Source organism: Serratia sp. OS31, assembly GCF_014164835.1.
In the GTDB taxonomy this organism is placed as follows: Bacteria; Pseudomonadota; Gammaproteobacteria; order Enterobacterales; family Enterobacteriaceae; genus Serratia; species Serratia liquefaciens_A.
On record NZ_JACJFQ010000029.1, the window covers coordinates 47,251 to 63,652 of the forward strand.

The 16,402-nt window shown below is 57.5% G+C and carries 19 protein-coding genes; 4 read left to right on the forward strand and 15 right to left on the reverse strand.

The window, feature by feature from the left end; all coding sequences use genetic code 11:
• Window positions 1–296: 296 nt before the first annotated feature.
• From fliR to fliF, 13 genes are all read right to left on the reverse strand, one after another.
• Entirely contained in the window at window positions 297–1,079 is a 783-nt protein-coding gene (gene fliR / locus H5P17_RS20510) for a flagellar biosynthetic protein FliR (protein WP_020827510.1), read from the reverse strand.
• 2 nt (window positions 1,080–1,081) lie between these two features.
• Complete coding sequence (gene fliQ / locus H5P17_RS20515; RefSeq protein WP_041414697.1) at window positions 1,082–1,351, reverse strand: flagellar biosynthesis protein FliQ; 270 nt, start codon at window positions 1,349–1,351, stop codon at window positions 1,082–1,084.
• A gap of 35 nt (window positions 1,352–1,386) precedes the next feature.
• Complete coding sequence (gene fliP, locus H5P17_RS20520) at window positions 1,387–2,163, reverse strand: flagellar type III secretion system pore protein FliP (protein ID WP_255477967.1); 777 nt, start codon at window positions 2,161–2,163, stop codon at window positions 1,387–1,389.
• Window positions 2,160–2,564 carry a flagellar biosynthetic protein FliO gene (gene fliO, locus H5P17_RS20525; protein ID WP_044552048.1) on the reverse strand — a complete coding sequence of 135 codons (405 nt, stop codon included), beginning with the start codon at window positions 2,562–2,564 and terminating at the stop codon, window positions 2,160–2,162. Before fliO ends, fliP begins: the two co-directional genes overlap by 4 nt.
• Window positions 2,564–2,977: a flagellar motor switch protein FliN gene (gene fliN / locus H5P17_RS20530; protein ID WP_020827506.1), complete on the reverse strand. Its 414-nt coding sequence runs from the start codon at window positions 2,975–2,977 to the stop codon at window positions 2,564–2,566. The genes fliO and fliN overlap by 1 nt, the downstream gene beginning before the upstream one ends.
• Window positions 2,974–3,975 carry a flagellar motor switch protein FliM gene (gene fliM / locus H5P17_RS20535; protein ID WP_044552047.1) on the reverse strand — a complete coding sequence of 334 codons (1,002 nt, stop codon included), beginning with the start codon at window positions 3,973–3,975 and terminating at the stop codon, window positions 2,974–2,976. The genes fliN and fliM overlap by 4 nt, the downstream gene beginning before the upstream one ends.
• A gap of 5 nt (window positions 3,976–3,980) precedes the next feature.
• On the reverse strand, window positions 3,981–4,463 hold the full coding sequence (gene fliL / locus H5P17_RS20540) for a flagellar basal body-associated protein FliL (RefSeq protein WP_044552046.1): 483 nt from the start codon (window positions 4,461–4,463) through the stop codon (window positions 3,981–3,983).
• A gap of 416 nt (window positions 4,464–4,879) precedes the next feature.
• Window positions 4,880–6,094, reverse strand: coding sequence for a flagellar hook-length control protein FliK (locus H5P17_RS20545; RefSeq protein WP_182824907.1), 1,215 nt, complete (start codon window positions 6,092–6,094; stop codon window positions 4,880–4,882).
• Window positions 6,091–6,537 carry a flagellar export protein FliJ gene (gene fliJ / locus H5P17_RS20550; protein ID WP_020827502.1) on the reverse strand — a complete coding sequence of 149 codons (447 nt, stop codon included), beginning with the start codon at window positions 6,535–6,537 and terminating at the stop codon, window positions 6,091–6,093. Before fliJ ends, H5P17_RS20545 begins: the two co-directional genes overlap by 4 nt.
• 22 nt (window positions 6,538–6,559) lie before the next feature.
• Window positions 6,560–7,921 (reverse strand): flagellar protein export ATPase FliI, encoded by a 1,362-nt coding sequence (gene fliI / locus H5P17_RS20555; protein WP_020827501.1) that lies wholly within the window; start codon window positions 7,919–7,921, stop codon window positions 6,560–6,562.
• Window positions 7,921–8,625: a flagellar assembly protein FliH gene (gene fliH, locus H5P17_RS20560; RefSeq protein WP_044552043.1), complete on the reverse strand. Its 705-nt coding sequence runs from the start codon at window positions 8,623–8,625 to the stop codon at window positions 7,921–7,923. The genes fliI and fliH overlap by 1 nt, the downstream gene beginning before the upstream one ends.
• On the reverse strand, window positions 8,618–9,610 hold the full coding sequence (gene fliG, locus H5P17_RS20565; RefSeq protein ID WP_012145670.1) for a flagellar motor switch protein FliG: 993 nt from the start codon (window positions 9,608–9,610) through the stop codon (window positions 8,618–8,620). The genes fliH and fliG overlap by 8 nt, the downstream gene beginning before the upstream one ends.
• Window positions 9,607–11,307, reverse strand: a complete 1,701-nt coding sequence (gene fliF / locus H5P17_RS20570; RefSeq protein WP_182824909.1) for a flagellar basal-body MS-ring/collar protein FliF — start codon at window positions 11,305–11,307, stop codon at window positions 9,607–9,609. The genes fliG and fliF overlap by 4 nt, the downstream gene beginning before the upstream one ends.
• 481 nt (window positions 11,308–11,788) lie before the next feature.
• Between fliF and fliE the strand changes: the two genes are divergently transcribed.
• On the forward strand, window positions 11,789–12,103 hold the full coding sequence (fliE, locus tag H5P17_RS20575; protein ID WP_044552041.1) for a flagellar hook-basal body complex protein FliE: 315 nt from the start codon (window positions 11,789–11,791) through the stop codon (window positions 12,101–12,103).
• 46 nt (window positions 12,104–12,149) lie between these two features.
• On the opposite strand, the gene H5P17_RS20580 is transcribed toward fliE, so the two are convergent.
• On the reverse strand, window positions 12,150–12,749 hold the full coding sequence (locus H5P17_RS20580; protein ID WP_182824911.1) for an FMN-dependent NADH-azoreductase: 600 nt from the start codon (window positions 12,747–12,749) through the stop codon (window positions 12,150–12,152).
• A 145-nt stretch (window positions 12,750–12,894) separates the two neighbouring features.
• Between H5P17_RS20580 and H5P17_RS20585 the strand changes: the two genes are divergently transcribed.
• The 3 genes from H5P17_RS20585 to H5P17_RS20595 all read left to right on the forward strand — a co-directional run bounded on the left by H5P17_RS20585 (window position 12,895) and on the right by H5P17_RS20595 (window position 14,755).
• Window positions 12,895–13,818, forward strand: coding sequence for a LysR family transcriptional regulator (locus H5P17_RS20585; RefSeq protein ID WP_182824913.1), 924 nt, complete (start codon window positions 12,895–12,897; stop codon window positions 13,816–13,818).
• A 156-nt stretch (window positions 13,819–13,974) separates the two neighbouring features.
• Window positions 13,975–14,547, forward strand: a complete 573-nt coding sequence (locus H5P17_RS26705; protein ID WP_255477968.1) for a hypothetical protein — start codon at window positions 13,975–13,977, stop codon at window positions 14,545–14,547.
• Between the two features lies 1 nt (window position 14,548).
• A complete protein-coding gene (locus tag H5P17_RS20595) occupies window positions 14,549–14,755 on the forward strand; it encodes a hypothetical protein (protein WP_182824915.1) in 207 nt (68 codons plus the stop codon).
• A 578-nt stretch (window positions 14,756–15,333) separates the two neighbouring features.
• Here H5P17_RS20595 and H5P17_RS20600 read toward each other — a convergent pair.
• Complete coding sequence (locus H5P17_RS20600; protein WP_182824917.1) at window positions 15,334–16,200, reverse strand: AraC family transcriptional regulator; 867 nt, start codon at window positions 16,198–16,200, stop codon at window positions 15,334–15,336.
• Between the last annotated feature and the right edge of the window lie 202 nt (window positions 16,201–16,402).

Here is a 16,402-nt window from a genome sequence, read left to right on the forward strand (position 1 = left end):
ATACACCTCCTTCGCTAGCATTTTTTTAAATCCCGACGGATGTCTGAAATATATTTTTATTCTCACGCCACCTGTTTTTTACAGTGAATTCCACTCCTTATTTGTTGAATTTATTTTTTATATTTTTTATTTGATAAGGACATTCTAGGGTGGGTATTTTATTATTCAAGCCAATAAGATTAATTGAAGGCAAATAGTGATAATTTGCTTTTTCCAATTTTTTATACTGAGAAAGGGAATTTGTTGCCACTTTATCCGGCGTGAAGCGGCCGTTAAGCCGCACCGTGAGGGTAACGCTAGGGGGTCATGCTGCCGACGACATCGGCCAGACGATCGAAGAACTCGCCAAACAGGTGCTCACAAAACGGCGCCAGCATCGGCATCATCATGCCGATGGTCATAATGCCAATGGTCATGGTCACCGGGAAACCGATGACGAACACCGACAGCTGCGGTGTCATGCGGTTAAGCAGGCCGAGCGCCATGTTCAGCGTCAGCAACAGGCAAATTAACGGCAGTGCCAGCATCATGCCATTGATGAAAATCAGTGACCCGGCCTGGGTCAAGGCGAGAAAACCATTGCCGTTCAGCGGCTCGGCTTGGATCGGCAGGGTATGGAAGCTGTCCACCAACAAAGAAATCAGCCACAGATGGCCATTGAAACTGAGGAACAGCAGCATCGCCAGCAGGTTGAGCAGCCGTGCCAACACCGGCATGTTAGGTCCACCGCTGGGGTCGAAGAAGGTGGCGAACGACAGCCCCATCTGCATGCCGATCACTTCGCCGGCCAGGCGTATCGCCGCGAAGGCGAACTGCATGGTCAGGCCCAGCGCCACACCGATCAGGATTTGCTGGGCCGCCAGCCACAAGCCGGCCGCGGAGAAAATAGGCACGGTGCTGGTGGGCAGTCCGGGAGCAATCAGTATGACGATCAGCCCGCCGAGGCCAATTTTCACCTTCTTGCTGATCTGCTTTTCGCTGAACACCGGCGCGGTGCTGATCAGCGCCAGAATGCGCAGCAGCGGCCAGAAATATTGGCTGAGCCACACGCCGAACTGTGCGCTGTCAAATGTGAGCATGGTTAACCAATCAGGTTCGGCAGGTTAGTGAACAGCGTACGCATATAGTCCAGCAGCAGGTTCAGCATCCACGGCCCGGCAATCACGATGGTCGCGACCACCGCCAGGATTTTGGGAATGAACGACAGCGTCATTTCGTTGATTTGGGTCGCGGCCTGCAGCAGGCTGACCACCAGGCCGCTGACCAGCGCGGCGAGCAACAGCGGTGCGGCCAGGGCCAACGCCACTTTCATCGCCTCGGTGCCCAGCGCCATAACCGATTCGGGTGTCATTATGGATCCCTCAGTGGCGGCAGGTATGCCGCGAATTACGAATAGAAACTTTGCGCCAGCGAACCCAGCAGCAGTTGCCAGCCGTCCACCAGAACAAACAGCATCAGCTTGAAGGGCAACGAGATGGTTGCCGGTGGCACCATCATCATCCCCAGCGCCATCAACACGCTGGCGACCACCAGATCGATAATCAGGAACGGAATAAACACCGTGAAGCCGATTTGGAACGCGGTTTTCAGTTCGCTGGTGACGTAGGCAGGCAGCAGGATGCGCATCGGCACTGCTTCCGGCCCGGCCAGCGGCGGCTGGTTGGCGAGCTTGACATACAGCGCCAGATCGGTCTCACGCGTTTGGCGCAGCATAAACTCGCGCAACGGTTGTGAACCTTTATCCAGCGCGATATCCAGGCTGATTTTGTCCTGACTGAATGGCAAGTAAGCGTCCTGATAAACCTTGTCGAACACCGGCGACATAATGAAAAAGGTCAGGAACAGCGCCAGGCCCAGCATCACCTGGTTGGGTGGGGCAGAGGGGGTGCCGAGGGCATTACGCAGCAACCCCAGCACGATAATGATGCGGGTGAAGCTGGTCATCATCAGCAGCATCGCCGGCAGGAAGCTGAGTGAGGTCAGCAGCACCAGGGTTTGCACCGGCAGCGACCAGCTTTGGCCACCGTTGGCCAGCGGCTGGCTGATCAGACCGGGCAATTGCGCCAACGCCGCAGGGCTGATCAACAACAGGGCGGTGGCTAGAATGCCAAGGCATTTTTGGCCTCGCCCACGGGCGGCGACACAGGGAACGAGGGATTTCATGCCGATTTTTCCGGACGTTTGAGAACTTTTTGCATCAGTTGGCGAAAATCCGCCGGCGTGGTCACAGCGGCGGCGTCGGTGTCCTGCGCCGGGGCGGGCAGGCTATGCAGCGGGGTGATTTGCTGGGCGGTGACGCCCAGCACCAGCAAGGTGTTATCCACTTCGATCACCACCACGCGCTCGCGTTGCCCGACCTGACAGCTGGCGCGCAGGTTGAGCAGTTTACTGTTGCGTGCCTGCGGGGCAAAGCCCAGGCGCCGGAACAGCCAGCCGGCCAGCAGGATCAGCAGCAAAATGCCGCCGAGTGCGCTGCTGACCTGCGTCAGCACTGAACCGGCCGGCAGTGCCGGCTCGGTGGATTGCAAGGTGCCCACGGTGGGTGCGGCGGCGCTTGGGTTCATCAGCGGCTCAGGCGGCGCATGCGCTCGGAAGGGGTGATGATATCGGTAATGCGCACGCCGAATTTGTCGGCGACCACCACCACCTCGCCCTGGGCGATCAGATAACCGTTGATCATAATATCCAGCGGTTCACCCGCCAGCCCATCCAACGCCACAACGGAGCCCTGCGACAGGCGCAGCAGTTCCTTGATGGTCATCTTGGTGCGGCCCAGTTCAACGGTCAATTTGACCGGGATGTCGAGGATCAGATCGATATCCTGCAGGCTGCCGCTGGTATCCTGCGGCTCCAGCGATTTGAACACCGCATCGCTGGCAGACGTCTTTTCGGTTGCTTGCTGTTCGTTAAACGCATCAGCCCACAGATCGTCCACGGATTCCTTTCCTTCGCCAGACGGTTGCTTAGGATCACTCATTTGGGCTGTTCCTCACTCAGAGCATTCAAAATAGGGTTAATCAAATGTTCAACACGCAGGGCGTACTGCCCGTTTAACGTGCCGTATTGGCTGGTCAAAACCGGCACGCCGTCGACGTGGGCGATAAGGCGATCCGGTTTATCAATCGGTAATACATCTCCCGGCTGCAGCTTCAGGATTTTTGACAGGCGCATCGGGATATCGACGAAGTTGGCAATCAGCTCCAGCTCGGAATGTTGCACCTGCTTCACCAGCGTTTCACGCCAGTGGCTGTCTTCCTGCCGCGAATTTTCCAACGGTGGGTTGGTCAGCAGTTCGCGCAGCGGTTCGATCATGGCAAACGGAATGCAGATGTTGAACTCACCGCTCAGCGCGCCAATTTCCACCTGGAAAGGCGTGGTGACCACGATGTCGTTTGGCGACGTGGTGATATTGGTGAACTTCACCTGCATTTCAGCACGCACGTATTCCACGTTGATCTTGTAAATTGCGCTCCAGGCGTCGCCGTAGGCGTCCAGCGCCAGCCGCAGCATGCGCTTGATCACCCGCTGTTCGGTCGGCGTGAATTCGCGGCCTTCCACTTTGGTGGGAAAACGACCGTCGCCCCCGAACAGGTTATCTACGGCGATAAACACCAGGCTCGGCGCAAACACGAACAGCGCGGTACCGCGCAGCGGGTTCAGGTGCACCAGGTTCAGGTTGGTGGGCACCGGCAGGTTGCGCGCAAATTCGTGGTACGGCTGGATCTTGATCGGGCCAACGGTAATGTCCGGGCTGCGGCGCAGCAGGTTGAATAACCCCATGCGGAACTGCCGGGCAAAACGTTCGTTGATGATTTCCAGCGCGTGCAGCCGTTCGCGCACCACTCGGCGCTGGGTGGTCGGATCGTACGGCTTGACCTCGCTCTCATTGAGGGCAACCGCTTCGGGTTCATCACCCGCGCTGTCGCCGTTGAGCAAGGCGTCGATCTCTGCCTGTGAAAGAATGCTGTCGCCCATAGTGATTACCGCAATATGAAGGCAGTGAACAGCACGTCGCTGACCACCTGCTTCGGTTGTCCCTTAACCAGCGGCGGGCTAAGCACGTCCTTAATCTGCGCCACCAGTTGCTGCTTTCCTTGTTCACTGCTCAACTGGCCCGCTTCCTGACGGGACAGCAGCATCAGCAGACGGCTGCGCACCTCCGGCAGGAAATCATTCAGTTGGCGGCGGGTACTTTCATCCGGCAAGCGTAACGTCAGGCCGATATACAACACGCGATCCGGGTTGTTATCGGGCGTCATCAGATTGACGGTAAAGGTGTCCAGCGGCATAAACACCGGTGCGGCCGGGGGAAGTTCTTTGGCTGCGGGCTGCGCGCCCTCCTGGTGCTGTTTGAGCTGCCACCAGCTGTAGCCGGCCGCGCCGCAGGCGACGAGGGTTATCAGCACCAGCAGAATGACCAGAAGGGAGCGTTTTGGTGCTGCCGGTAGGGTATTTTGAGACATAGATAAATCAAATTCCTGTTGTTATACCCGTCGTCTTTCAAGCTGCAGCGTTGTTCCCTGCACTCACTCCCCCCAGTCACTTACTAGAGTAAGCTCCTGGGGATGAGTGAGCTGGGCGCCTAGCTGCAACTTGAAATCCATAGGGTATATGCCCTTCATTTTTCAAGCTGCAACCTAAGATCTCGCGGGTATATAGCGCGTGTAAAAGCCGCACGCATGACATAATTTACCCAAAATATTTGGAGTTGCATCGCGCCGGCAAGTTTGTAAGTTCCCAGCAGCATAGATAACTATATGGCCGGGGCGCGCAAATGCAGCTTCAAGTATGAAGGGTAGCGGTATTATCGCGCCTATTCCGGCACGCAATAGCCAGAATAGGCAGAGAAAAGCGTTCCAGCTTGGGCGTTTGCGGCCACTCAGGCGAAAATATCAACGCCGCTGACGGCGCGGGCCATCGCCTGCAATTCCGGCGGCGCGCTGTGGGCATCGGCGGACAAATCGCCGTCACCCTGACGCTCGCGATAATCCGGGCGACCCTGCTGCCCGCCGCTGTGCTGCTGCGCCTGTTGCCACTGCGGCATCTGGTCGCCGCCCACGCTGCTTTGTCCCAAATTGATGCCATTCTCAGCCAGCGCATGACGCAGCTGCGGCATCGCCGCTTCTACGGCGGCACGGACCTGGCCATGTGCCGAGGCAATGTGCAGCTGCGCCTGGTTGTCATCCAGCTTGAGGGTGATCTGTAACGCCCCCAGTTCCTGCGGATGCAGACGCAGCTCGGCGCTTTGCTGACCGTTGCGATGGAACATCAGTACCTGTTGGTTCAACGCCTGCTGCCACTCCGGGCTGCCCAACTGGGCGTTTAGCTGTGGCGTAGGCGGGGCAGTGACCAACGCAGCGGTTGGCGCTGCCGCGATAGTCGGGCTGGAGACCGGTGGGGCGATCAGGGAGGCATTCGGCGTTGGCGATTGGCTATCTGCGCCAAGCTTCAACGCCGCGGCATCCGGTTTTTCGTGCGCAACTGCAATTTGCTGTGGGCTGCCGGCACGGCTTTCACTGCCGAGAGACGCTGGGGTTACCGGCGTTGGCGCCTTTTGCGTGTCCGTTACCTCAGTCTGGCGCCCCAGCGAAGCGCCGGGGAGCGTTGCAGGCTGAGGAGTATCTTGATCGCCTTGAAGGCTCAGTTCCGCCGCGCCGCTACCTGCATCAGGCATTGCTGGGGGAATGGCGATTGGCAGCATGGCGAACAGCGCTTGCAGCGTAGCGGCGTCGATCTCACCGGCAGGCCGCAGCGCGGCGTCGTGCGACGGTTGCTCCAACGTCGGCTCTTCGCCATTGCTGATGGCGGCTGGCTGGCCTTGCGTTAACAGCGAAGGCGCCAACAACCCATCGCGCTCGCCGAATGCGGCCAGTAACTGCGTCAGTTGGTTGCGGCTCAGCGGCGCAGAGTCTTCTTCTGCGCTTAACGCCATCGGTGACGGCTTGCCTGCGGACTTGTCGGCCGGCAGCACGCGGGCGCCAAGCAGTTGAGCAAAAGCGGAAGAGAGCGATGACTCATCCAGCGGCAGCTGCGCGTCCGGCAACAGGCCGGGATCGCCCGGTAGCGACGGGCCCGGCAAAGCGTTCAGGTTCATTGATGTATATTCCTTTGTGCACTGCGTTGAGCGAACTCATCCATCAGTTTTTGATCCCGTTTGTTTTCCAACTGCAACTCCGCGCTCTGGGCTCGGGTATGCAGGGTTTCGAAAGCGTTCAGCCGTTGCTGTTTGTCCTGCCATTGTTTCATCGCGTGGTCCACTTTCTCTCCCCACTGCGTCAACTGCTGGCGGTGCTGGGCGATCGCCTGTTCAAGCGTGCCGATAAACTGCTGGTAGTTCTGCCAATTAGACGATTCCATACCGCCGCTCAGTTGATTATTCAGCTTCTGACGGTATTCATCCTGATAGTTGAGCAGCATGGAAAGTTGCTGTTCAGCGGCTTGCTGAGCTTTGCGCACCTGGCCCAGTTGGCGAGTCGCCTGTTCTACTGCATCCTGCGCCAGGTCGCGCAGGGTAATCAGGGGGGACTGTGGTTTCATCGGGTTTGCGCCTTTGGTGACGTTAAACGATCAACTGCTGTAACTGCTGGCAGGCGTCCTGGTAGCCGCTGCGCTCGAAAATGCCCTGCTGCAGATAGGCTTCCATCTGCGGATATAACGTCATGGCTTTATCCAGCAGCGGGTCGCTGCCTGCGACGTAAGCGCCGACGCTGATCAAATCGCGGTTGCGTTGGTAGCTGGCCAACATCTGTTTGAAGTTACGCACCCGACGATAGTGCTCTTCGTCGATCAGCGAGGTCATGGCGCGGCTGATGGAGGCTTCAATGTCGATGGCCGGGTAGTGACCGGCTTCCGCCAGGCGCCGTGACAGCACCACGTGGCCGTCGAGGATGGCGCGAGCCGAATCGGCGATCGGATCCTGTTGGTCGTCGCCCTCGGTCAACACGGTATAAAAGGCGGTAATCGACCCGCCGCCGCTGATGCCGTTGCCCGCACGTTCGACCAGTGCCGGCAGCTTGGCGAAAACGGAGGGCGGGTAGCCTTTGGTGGCCGGCGGCTCGCCGATGGCGAGGGCTATCTCTCGTTGTGCCATGGCGTAGCGTGTCAGTGAATCCATGATCAACAGCACGTGCTGACCGCGATCGCGGAAATCTTCAGCGATGCGTGTGGCGTAGGCCGCACCCTGCATGCGCAGCAGCGGCGAGACGTCCGCCGGCGCGGCGATCACCACCGAACGCGCCCGGCCTTCGGGGCCGAGGATGTTTTCGATAAAGTCTTTCACCTCACGGCCACGTTCGCCGATCAGACCGACGACAATCACGTCGGCCTGGGTGTAACGCGCCATCATGCCCAACAGCACGCTTTTACCGACGCCGGAACCGGCAAATAGCCCCATGCGCTGACCGCGACCGACGGTCAACAGGCCGTTGATGGTTCGCACGCCGACGTCCAGTACCTGTTCGATCGGCGTACGCTGCAGCGGGTTGAATGGCGCGGTGATCAGCGGTGCACGATAGCCGGTTTCCGGTGCAGGCAGGCCGTCGAGCGGCTTGGCGCTGCCGTCCAGTACCCGCCCCAGCAGGGCCGGACCGAGCGGCAGTTGCTTACTGGCGCTTTGGCCTTCCGGCGAGATGCGGGCGTAAACCCGGGCGCCGGGCACGATGCCTTCCACTTCTTCCAGCGGCATCAGAAACAGCCGCTGGCCGTTAAAACCGACCACTTCGCTTTCTACTTCCTGGACCTCACCGGCGTCGTGACGCTCGATCAGGCAGGTGGCACCGATCGGCAGCTGTAGCCCGGTGGCTTCCAGCACCAAACCGGTGGCGCGGGTCAGGCGGCCGTAGCGGCGTACCGTCGGGGCGTGTGCGATGCGTTTTTCCAGCGCATCCAGTGAGGTCAGCCAGCGGCCGAGGCGCAGGGTCATTACACGTCTCCCGGAGCGGCCAGGCGGCAGAGCTCATGCCAACGGGTTGCCAGGCTGGCATCAAGATCGCCTTCGTCGGCGCTGACCTTGCAGCCGCCAGGGTGCAACTGACCGTCCGCCAGCAACCGCCAGCCGTGCAGGCTGAGCGTGGCACCCAACTGTTGCTCGATTCGCTGATAGTCGTCCGGGTGCACGCGCAGCTGCGGCTTGCCGCTGAACATCGGCTCCTGCTGGATCAACTGTTGGATCTGCGCCAGCAGGGCAGTGCCGTCGCACACTGGCGGTTGGCCCAGCACCTGTTTGGCGGCCGTCAGGGCCAGCTGCATCAGGCGCGAGGCAATCACGCTGTCGAGGGCGTCCAGCGTGTGCTGGAATTCCGTCACCAGATGCTGCCAGTGTGCGGTCAGCGGCTGCTGCTGTTGCTGAGCTTCCAGCAAGCCCTGTTGGCGACCCTCTTCCATGCCGGCCTGGAACCCGGCGTCGTAGCCTTTTTGCTGGCCGTCCGCATAGCCCAGTTGCTGGCCCTGCTGCTCCGCCTGCAGGCGGAGCTGGGTGAGCTGCTGTTCCCGAACCAGGCTGTCGTCCAGCGATGCGCCGTCGGTGATTTCCACCGGCAGCGGCAGCGGGTCGAGCACCGGTTTGGGCTCGTTGAGATCGTTGAGCGACCAGGGCTGCCAGGGCAGGGTATTAATGCGATCAGACATAGGTGTCCTCGCCACCGCCGATAATCATTTCGCCACTCTCGGCCAAACGACGGACGACCAGCAGGATAGCCTTCTGCTCGTTCTCCACCTGCGACATGCGCACCGGGCCACGGTTGGCCAGATCGTCGCGCAGGATGTCTGCGGCGCGTTGCGACATGTTTTTGAGGAACTTCTCGCGCAGCGGCTGTTCCGCGCCTTTGAGCGCCACCAGCAAGGATTCGCCTTCCACTTCCTGCAACAGGCGCTGGATGCTGCGATCGTCGACTTCCACCAGGTTCTCGAACAGGAACATCTCGTCGATGATCTTCTGTGCCAGCTCGCCGTCGTATTCGCGCATGGCGTCGATAACCGCCTCTTCCTGCTGCGTTTTCATCAGGTTGATGATCTCGGCTGCGGTACGTACGCCGCCCATTTTGCTGCGCTTGAGGTTCTGGCCGTCGAGCAGGTTGTTGAGCACTTCGGTCAGTTCCGCCAGCGCCGCCGGCTGCACGCCGCCGAAGGTGGCGATACGCAACATCACGTCGTTGCGCAGCCGTTCGTCGAACAGCGCCAGAATATCCGCAGCCTGGCCACGCTTGAGGTGCACCAGGATGGTGGCGATGATCTGCGGATGCTCGTCGCGGATCAGATCGGCGGCGCTCATTGGCTCCATAAAGTTGAGCGTTTCCATGCCGGTGGTGGTCTCGCGGGATTCGAGAATATCCTCCAGCAGGCTGGCGGCACGTTCTTCGCCCAACGCCTTGACCAGCACCGAACGCAGGTAGTCGCTGGCGTTGACGCTCAGCGCAGCATACTGTTCGGCGTCGTCTTCGAACTCACGCAGTATTTCATTGAGCTGCTTGTGCGACACCTGGCTCATGCTGGCCATGGTGCCACTCAACTGCTGCACTTCACGCGAGGAGAGGTGCTTGAATACCTCGGCGGCGCGATCTTCGCCTAGCGTCATCAGCAGGATGGCGCTTTTTTCGGTTCCGGTCAGACTCATAGTTCGTTACTCATCCATTGGCGGATTACCAGAGCGACCACGCGTGGGTCTTTATCAGCCAAATCGCGGATCCGCTGGCTCTGGACTTCTGCACTGACGCGCTGCTGGGATTTCCTGTGCTGCGCCAGCTCCTCATTGCTGGGTTTGCTGCTGTCGGCCGGTTTGGCCATCGGCGTTGCGGCGGCGGCGAGCGCAGCCTTTTGTACCGCCTGACGGTTTTGCAGTTGCGGACGCACCAGTTTGCGCCACAGTACCCAGGCGACCAGCAGGATCAGCAGGTAGCGGCCGGCGTCGATCAGACGATCGATAAACGACTGGCTTTGCCAGAACGGCAGCTCGCCCCCGGTGATTTCGTTATCGGTAAACGGCGTGTTGACCACGTTGAGGGTATCGCCACGGGCGCTGGAGAAGCCCATCGACTCACGCGCCAGCGATTCGATCTGAGCCAACTGCTCTTTGCTCATCGGCAGCGGTTTGCCGTCCTTATCAGTGCCGCGATAGTTGATGACCACCGCGACCGACAGCCGCTGTACCGTCCCGGCTTTATGCTGGGTATGGCGAATGGTGCGATCGACCTCATAGTTGGTGGTTTCATCGCGGCGCGAGTTTTGCGGCCCGCTGCCCTTGGCTGCGGAACTGCGCGCCGTGGCCGTATCGGTTTTAGCCGCATCGGCATTAGTGCCGGCGGTGGCCGGTTGGGAGGTTTCAATCGGGGCGGCAGCCGGCGCGCTCGGCTGATTGGACAGTGCACCCGGCACGCCACCGACCAGTGGCCCACCAATTTGATCGCTTTGGCTCATTTGCTGTGAGCGTACGGCGGCCTTATTCGGCGCTTGGTTAGGCTGGTACTCTTCGTCGGTTTGCTCGCGGGTGGAGAAGTCGATCTGCGCGGTGACCTGGGCGCGCACGTTGGCGCTGCCGACCATCGGGGCCAAAATCGCTTCGATACGGCGCTGGTAGCGGCTTTCCACTTCGCTGGCGTACTTAAGCTGTGCGGCGTTCAGATCGCGTCCGGTGCCGTCGGACTGGGTCAGCAGGCGCCCGGCCTGATCGACCACCGTCACGTTGCCCGGCGGTAAACCGGCTACGCTGCTCGAGACCATATAAACGATGGCGTTGATCTGGCCGTCATCCAGAGCCCGACCCGGTTGCAACGTCAGGGTCACGGAAGCGGAAGGGGATTTTTGCTCGCGGACAAACAGCGAAGGCTTGGGCAGAGCCAAATGCACCCGGGCGTTTTGTACCGGCCCCAGTGATTCGATGGTACGGGACAATTCACCTTCCAGCGCGCGCTGATAGTTGATTTGCTCGCTGAATTGGCTGATACCGAATTTTTCCTGATCCAGCAGTTCAAAGCCCACGGCGCCGCCTTTAGGCAGGCCGAGCTGCGCCAAACGCAGGCGGGTTTCATGCACTTTTTCGGCCGGGATCAGCAACGCTGCGCCGTTTTCGGCAAAGCGGTAGGGGATATTCATCTGCGTCAGCTGGGTGACGATGGCGCCGCCGTCGCGATCGTTAATGTTGCTGTACAGCACGCGGTAGTTCGGACTTTTCACCCATAACAGCAGCGCGACCACGATGGCGATGGCTGCGGAGGCCGCAATCAGCAGCGGGACTTTTGGGTTGGCGCGCAGACGGTTCCACATGGCCAGCAGGCCATTATCGCGGCTTTCGGTAGCGGAGATTGAAGCATTCATTTTAGCCCGAGTCCTTCAATGACGCTCAGGATCCGGTGCGGGCCACGGCGTAGCTCCCTGCCAGGCTGATGAACGGTGTGGTTAGCGTTGTGTGACAAAACAGACTCCCTGATACACATATAAATATACCCTATGCCTTTCAAGTTGCTGCCAGGCGACCCGCTCGCTCATCCCTCGGTCTTGTAGGGGCGCAGCATGCAGCGCCTGAGTTAATCGGGGCGAATTTATTCGCCCCCTACAGTCCTTGGGATAAGCCCGGGCAGACAACAACGCTGCAACTTGAAAAGCGACGGGTATAGCGGCGCTCCCATTTCTGGGCATGGTATTATTCGCCCTTGGGGCCGATTTCGATGGCCCGATAAGCCGGGTTTTTTGCAGTTAATTAGCCGCTTTAGGATGAAAATGCTGTGTTAGGGTGTTCAGCATCAAAGTAGTGCCTGATGCAACAACGTCCGGCAACAGCGTTTTTATTGAGGTCATAATGGCAATTCAGGGTATTGAAGGGGTTTTGCAGCAGTTGCAGGCCACGGCGATTCAGGCAGGGCAGATGGGGCAAGGCGCATCCGCGCAAGGCGTCAGTTTTGCCAGTGAGTTGAAGGCGGCGATCGGCAAGATCAGCGATACCCAGCAGGCTGCACGCAAGCAGGCACAGGATTTCGAAGTCGGTGCGCCGGGCATCAGCCTGAATGACGTGATGGTCGATCTGCAAAAGTCGTCCATCTCGCTGCAGTTAGGGGTACAGGTGCGTAATAAGCTGGTTTCTGCTTATCAAGAAGTAATGAATATGCCGGTGTGATAAGACTGGCCTCGTACCCGAGGCCAGAATGAGACGGGCCTGCGTTTCAGGAGAGCAGTTCAACAATTTGATGACGCGCAGCTGCCAGGCCGCTGTCCCGGCCATGAGGTTTCATATCCAGGCCTTCGGCATACACGAATTGCACTTCCTTGATGCCCATCAAACCCAGCACTGAACGCAGGTAGGGGGTGACCGCATCGGTTTCACTGCCGACGTGTACGCCGCCACGCGAACTGAACACCAGGGCGCGCACGTCCTCCACCAGCCCCATCGGGTAGGTCGCGGTATAGTTGAACGTCACTCGCGCCCGCGCCACCAAATCAAACCAATTCTTCAGATGCGTCGGCACGTTGTGGTTGTACATTGGCGCACCTATCACCAGCAGATCGCTGGCTTTGAGCTCGGCGATTAATTGGTCGGAAAGCGCCAGCACCGCTCTGGCCCGCTGGCTTGGGTTTTCACCGCCGCGTAAAGCGCTGAACAGTTCGGCGTCCAGCACCGGCAGGTTAAGATCCACCAGGTCACGCACCACAACATTATCCTGTAACCCTCGGACGCGGCGTTCGCTCAAAAAGATGTCGATCAGCCCATTGGTGTGGGATTGGTCGCCCATGATGCTGGATTTAAGTACCAATATTGAGTGCATAAAATTTTCCTTATGATCGTGTTGGACAGCCGTGCGGCAGCCGTTTCGCCGCGGTGGCATTCGAGATAATGCATGTTAGCATTGCTGAATATTCACCAGTGGTGATAGTTTTTCACATCATTGATTCCTGTGTGGACGCAATCGAATGCGAAGTGAACTGAGCGGAATACCGATATTCGTTGCCGTGGCGGAAGCCGGCAGCTTTGCCAATGCCGCAGAAAAACTGCATCTGACCCGTTCCGCCGTCAGCAAAATCATTTCGCGGCTGGAACAGCGGCTCGGGGTGATGCTGTTTGTGCGGACTACGCGCAGCCAAAGCCTGACGGATGAAGGGGTGCTGTTCTATGAGCACTGTCGGCAGGCGTTGGCGACCATCAACAGCGCTGAAACCTTGTTGGAGAGCGGTAAGGTCCAGGCCAGCGGGCGGCTGCGGGTGTCGATGCCGGTACTGTTCGGCCACCTGTGCATTGCGCCGCTGCTGACGGAATTGGCGTTACAGCACCCGCAGCTGACGCTGGAACTTTCCTTCAGCGATCGAACGGTGGATTTGATTGAAGAGGGGTTCGATCTGGCCATTCGTATCGGCGATTTGCCCGACAGCAGCAGCCTGATTGGTCGACGGCTCGGCCAGCACGGCATGACATTCTGTGCGTCACCGGCCTATTTACAGCGTTGCGGTGAGCCGCACTCGCTGCAGGAACTTGGCCAGCATCAGGCGGTAGGCTACTTGCGCGCCGGTATCGTCCAGAAGTGGCAACTCAGGGATGCCGATGGCAGCCAACAGGAGATACGGCCAGCGGCCAGGATCCTGATGGACGATATGCAAGCCATCACCAACGCCGCCGTCAGCGGGGCCGGCGTGGTTTGGCTGCCTTATTGGCTGGCCCGCGAACACCTTGTCGAGGGGCGGCTGGTGGCGCTGATGCGCGACTGCGCCAGCGTTGATTTTCCGGTTAACGCCGTCTGGCCTCGCCGCGCTTACCAGCCCTTGAAAATCAGGCTGGCGGTAGACCATTTGCTTGCGCGACTCCCGGCCCGATTGGCGCAGATTGCGCCTGCCGTTATCTAACGCTTGAAGTTGTTTTCATTGAGCGTTAATTCATACATATTGACGATGTTTTACATTCAAATTATTGATTTAAAATGGTTTATTTTATTTTTCATTTTTCCTGTGTTAGCTTTTCATTCCATAATGAAAGGGAGTTCACTGACTGGGTAGGTGATAATGGGAAAACTGAAATCAACTCAGATACTTGAAGATGCTATTGCCGAGGAGCTTCTGGAAAGAAGTAAATTGTATTTTGAATACCAAGCGGATCAGTACGCTGCGGCTTTAGATCGGATCAGAAAGTTGGAAGATAAGGGGCTGAAAGTCTTTGCCTCCCTGAGTGTCATCGTTACCGCTTTTATCTTGATTATCAGATTCACGGCCATGTTATTGCTGAATCAGAAGTTTGTTGTCCTTAACATCCTCACCTGTTTGGCTGGTGGTTTAACATTTTTTTGCCTCTGTAGCGCCTGGAGTTTTGTTTTCAGGGCTGTCTTGCTCAAAGATATCCCCAAACTGCCGACCCACCACCCAAAAATGGAAAGTGTTTTTCTTGATAATCCAAGAGACTCGACATACGTGGGGTTGGCAAAACATTACTCTAGGGCAACATTGAAAATCGAAGCGACACATGGCGAAAAAGCCAAGCTTATTGGGCTGTCATTCAGGGAAATGGCGTTTACGGCATGGGGATTTTTGGTCTTTGTGATACTTGTAGTAGCATTAGCGTTCTGCAACTCTGGAGAATGATATGGCCGTACAACATAAAATTATGGCTGCTGCCAATCCTGAGCGCTCTGACTTTGAAAAGGCGTCTCCGCGCTCTGAAGATGTCCGCACTTCTGCCGCTGCCATGGGGTATATCGGTAGACCGCGAGAAGCTCAAATTCCAGATCTTGAGATGAGCTTTGAAAGCCTTGATTCTCTGCTGAACAGGGAACGGCAGCTTAAGAGTTGACCCTAAACCCACCGCCGGTGGGTTTTTGCTTTTTAGCGAAAGGTAAGTATCGGCCCCGGATTCTGAGACGCACAGCTTTTTTGAAGCCGAGACAAGTGTCTGGCCGGGAACGTCAATCGCTGGAGTAGCAGGGCAGAAACCCCGGTTTAACTCACATTGCTGCACAGGATGCGGGGGTATAATTTCCGGGTTAAGGTTTTTCAATTACCGGATAAGAAAATGAGCAGCAAAAGTGAACGCAGATGGAAAGGGGTAAGTATTTTAATCCTGATCGTTCTGGTGGTATTAATAAGCGTTTTAATTAAGCAAAGCTAAAATAATCTGGGCCACGGCTGTGGCCTGCAGATTTATTTTCCCGCCAGCATCCGCATGGCGTCTTCTTCGTACGTCAGGCCCAGCAACCAGATGCCGAGTAGCAGCACCGCAAGGGAAAATAGCAGTTTTTCGTTGAGCATGGTTTATTCACTTCTGATGATCCGAACGCCCGCCGATGCTATCCCACCCGCCTGTTTTGCGCCAATATTGCCGGTATAAACCACAGTTTCATTGTTCAATGATTTAATTTACGCCGGCTGTCATCATTCCGGGGCTTGCATCATGCTGAAATGATCGGGGCGAATGGTCTGGGGTTCCATGGCCCGCTGATGTCCGCGAATGGCGGTGGGCGCAAAGCCGAAGCGTTTGCGAAAGCGCTCGGCAAACCGCGAAGCGCTTTCATACCCCACGTGCTGGGCGATCGCCGATATCGGCCAATCGGTAGATTGCAGCAGGGCCAGCGCGCTGCTCATGCGTACGTCGATCATTAGATTACGCAGCGCGGTATTTTCCGCCGACAGCTTACGTCGCAGCACCACCTCGCTCATTGACAAGGTTTCGGCGACTTCGGCCGCCGTCCAGATATTGTGCGGATCGGTGGCCAGACAGCGGCGTACCCGTTGGGTTAAATTCCTGGCTTCGTTATGAATAAAGCTGATATTGAATTGTTTTAACCACAGCAGAATTTCCAGCATTTTATGGCGGATGATGACCGTGGGGAAACGATGCTTGAGCGCCAGCGCCAGGCTGGTGGTCTCAAAACTGTGCATCAGCGCGCAGGGCAGATTGCATAATGCCATCACCGCGTCGAAGGGAGTCGGGGCCGTGCTTTCAACCTGGGGCGGCGGTACGGTGAGCAACTGCGGGTCGCAGGTCAATAGCTGACAGCTGAATACCCCGTCCTCAGAGAGTTCGTTGATAATATCCACGGTTTGGCCCCCATCGATAATCAACAGCTCGCCCGCATGAGCCACCACTTCACGCTGTTGCCAGCGTACGCGTTTGTGGCCTTGCTGCACCAGGTACAAGTGCGGTTGTTCAAAATAGACTGAAGGAAATAATAATTCAGTATGCTGAATGATGTGTGCCGATGCACCAATTCCTGGACAAAGATTAATTGTACGTTCCATCGATATTCATTTCGCAGCCATTATCTATGAATATCTTTACGCTTTGATTGGCGTTGGAGCAACATCTTTCCATAGGTTGTGAAACACAACAGCGTGTTTTATCTATCAAAAATCAATTTCCTGCTGAACAGAAAACGTCCGTGTCGGAGTGGTATTTATCCATTAAAGTGAGAGCAAGGCTCGAATTGCACATTTTCTCTAA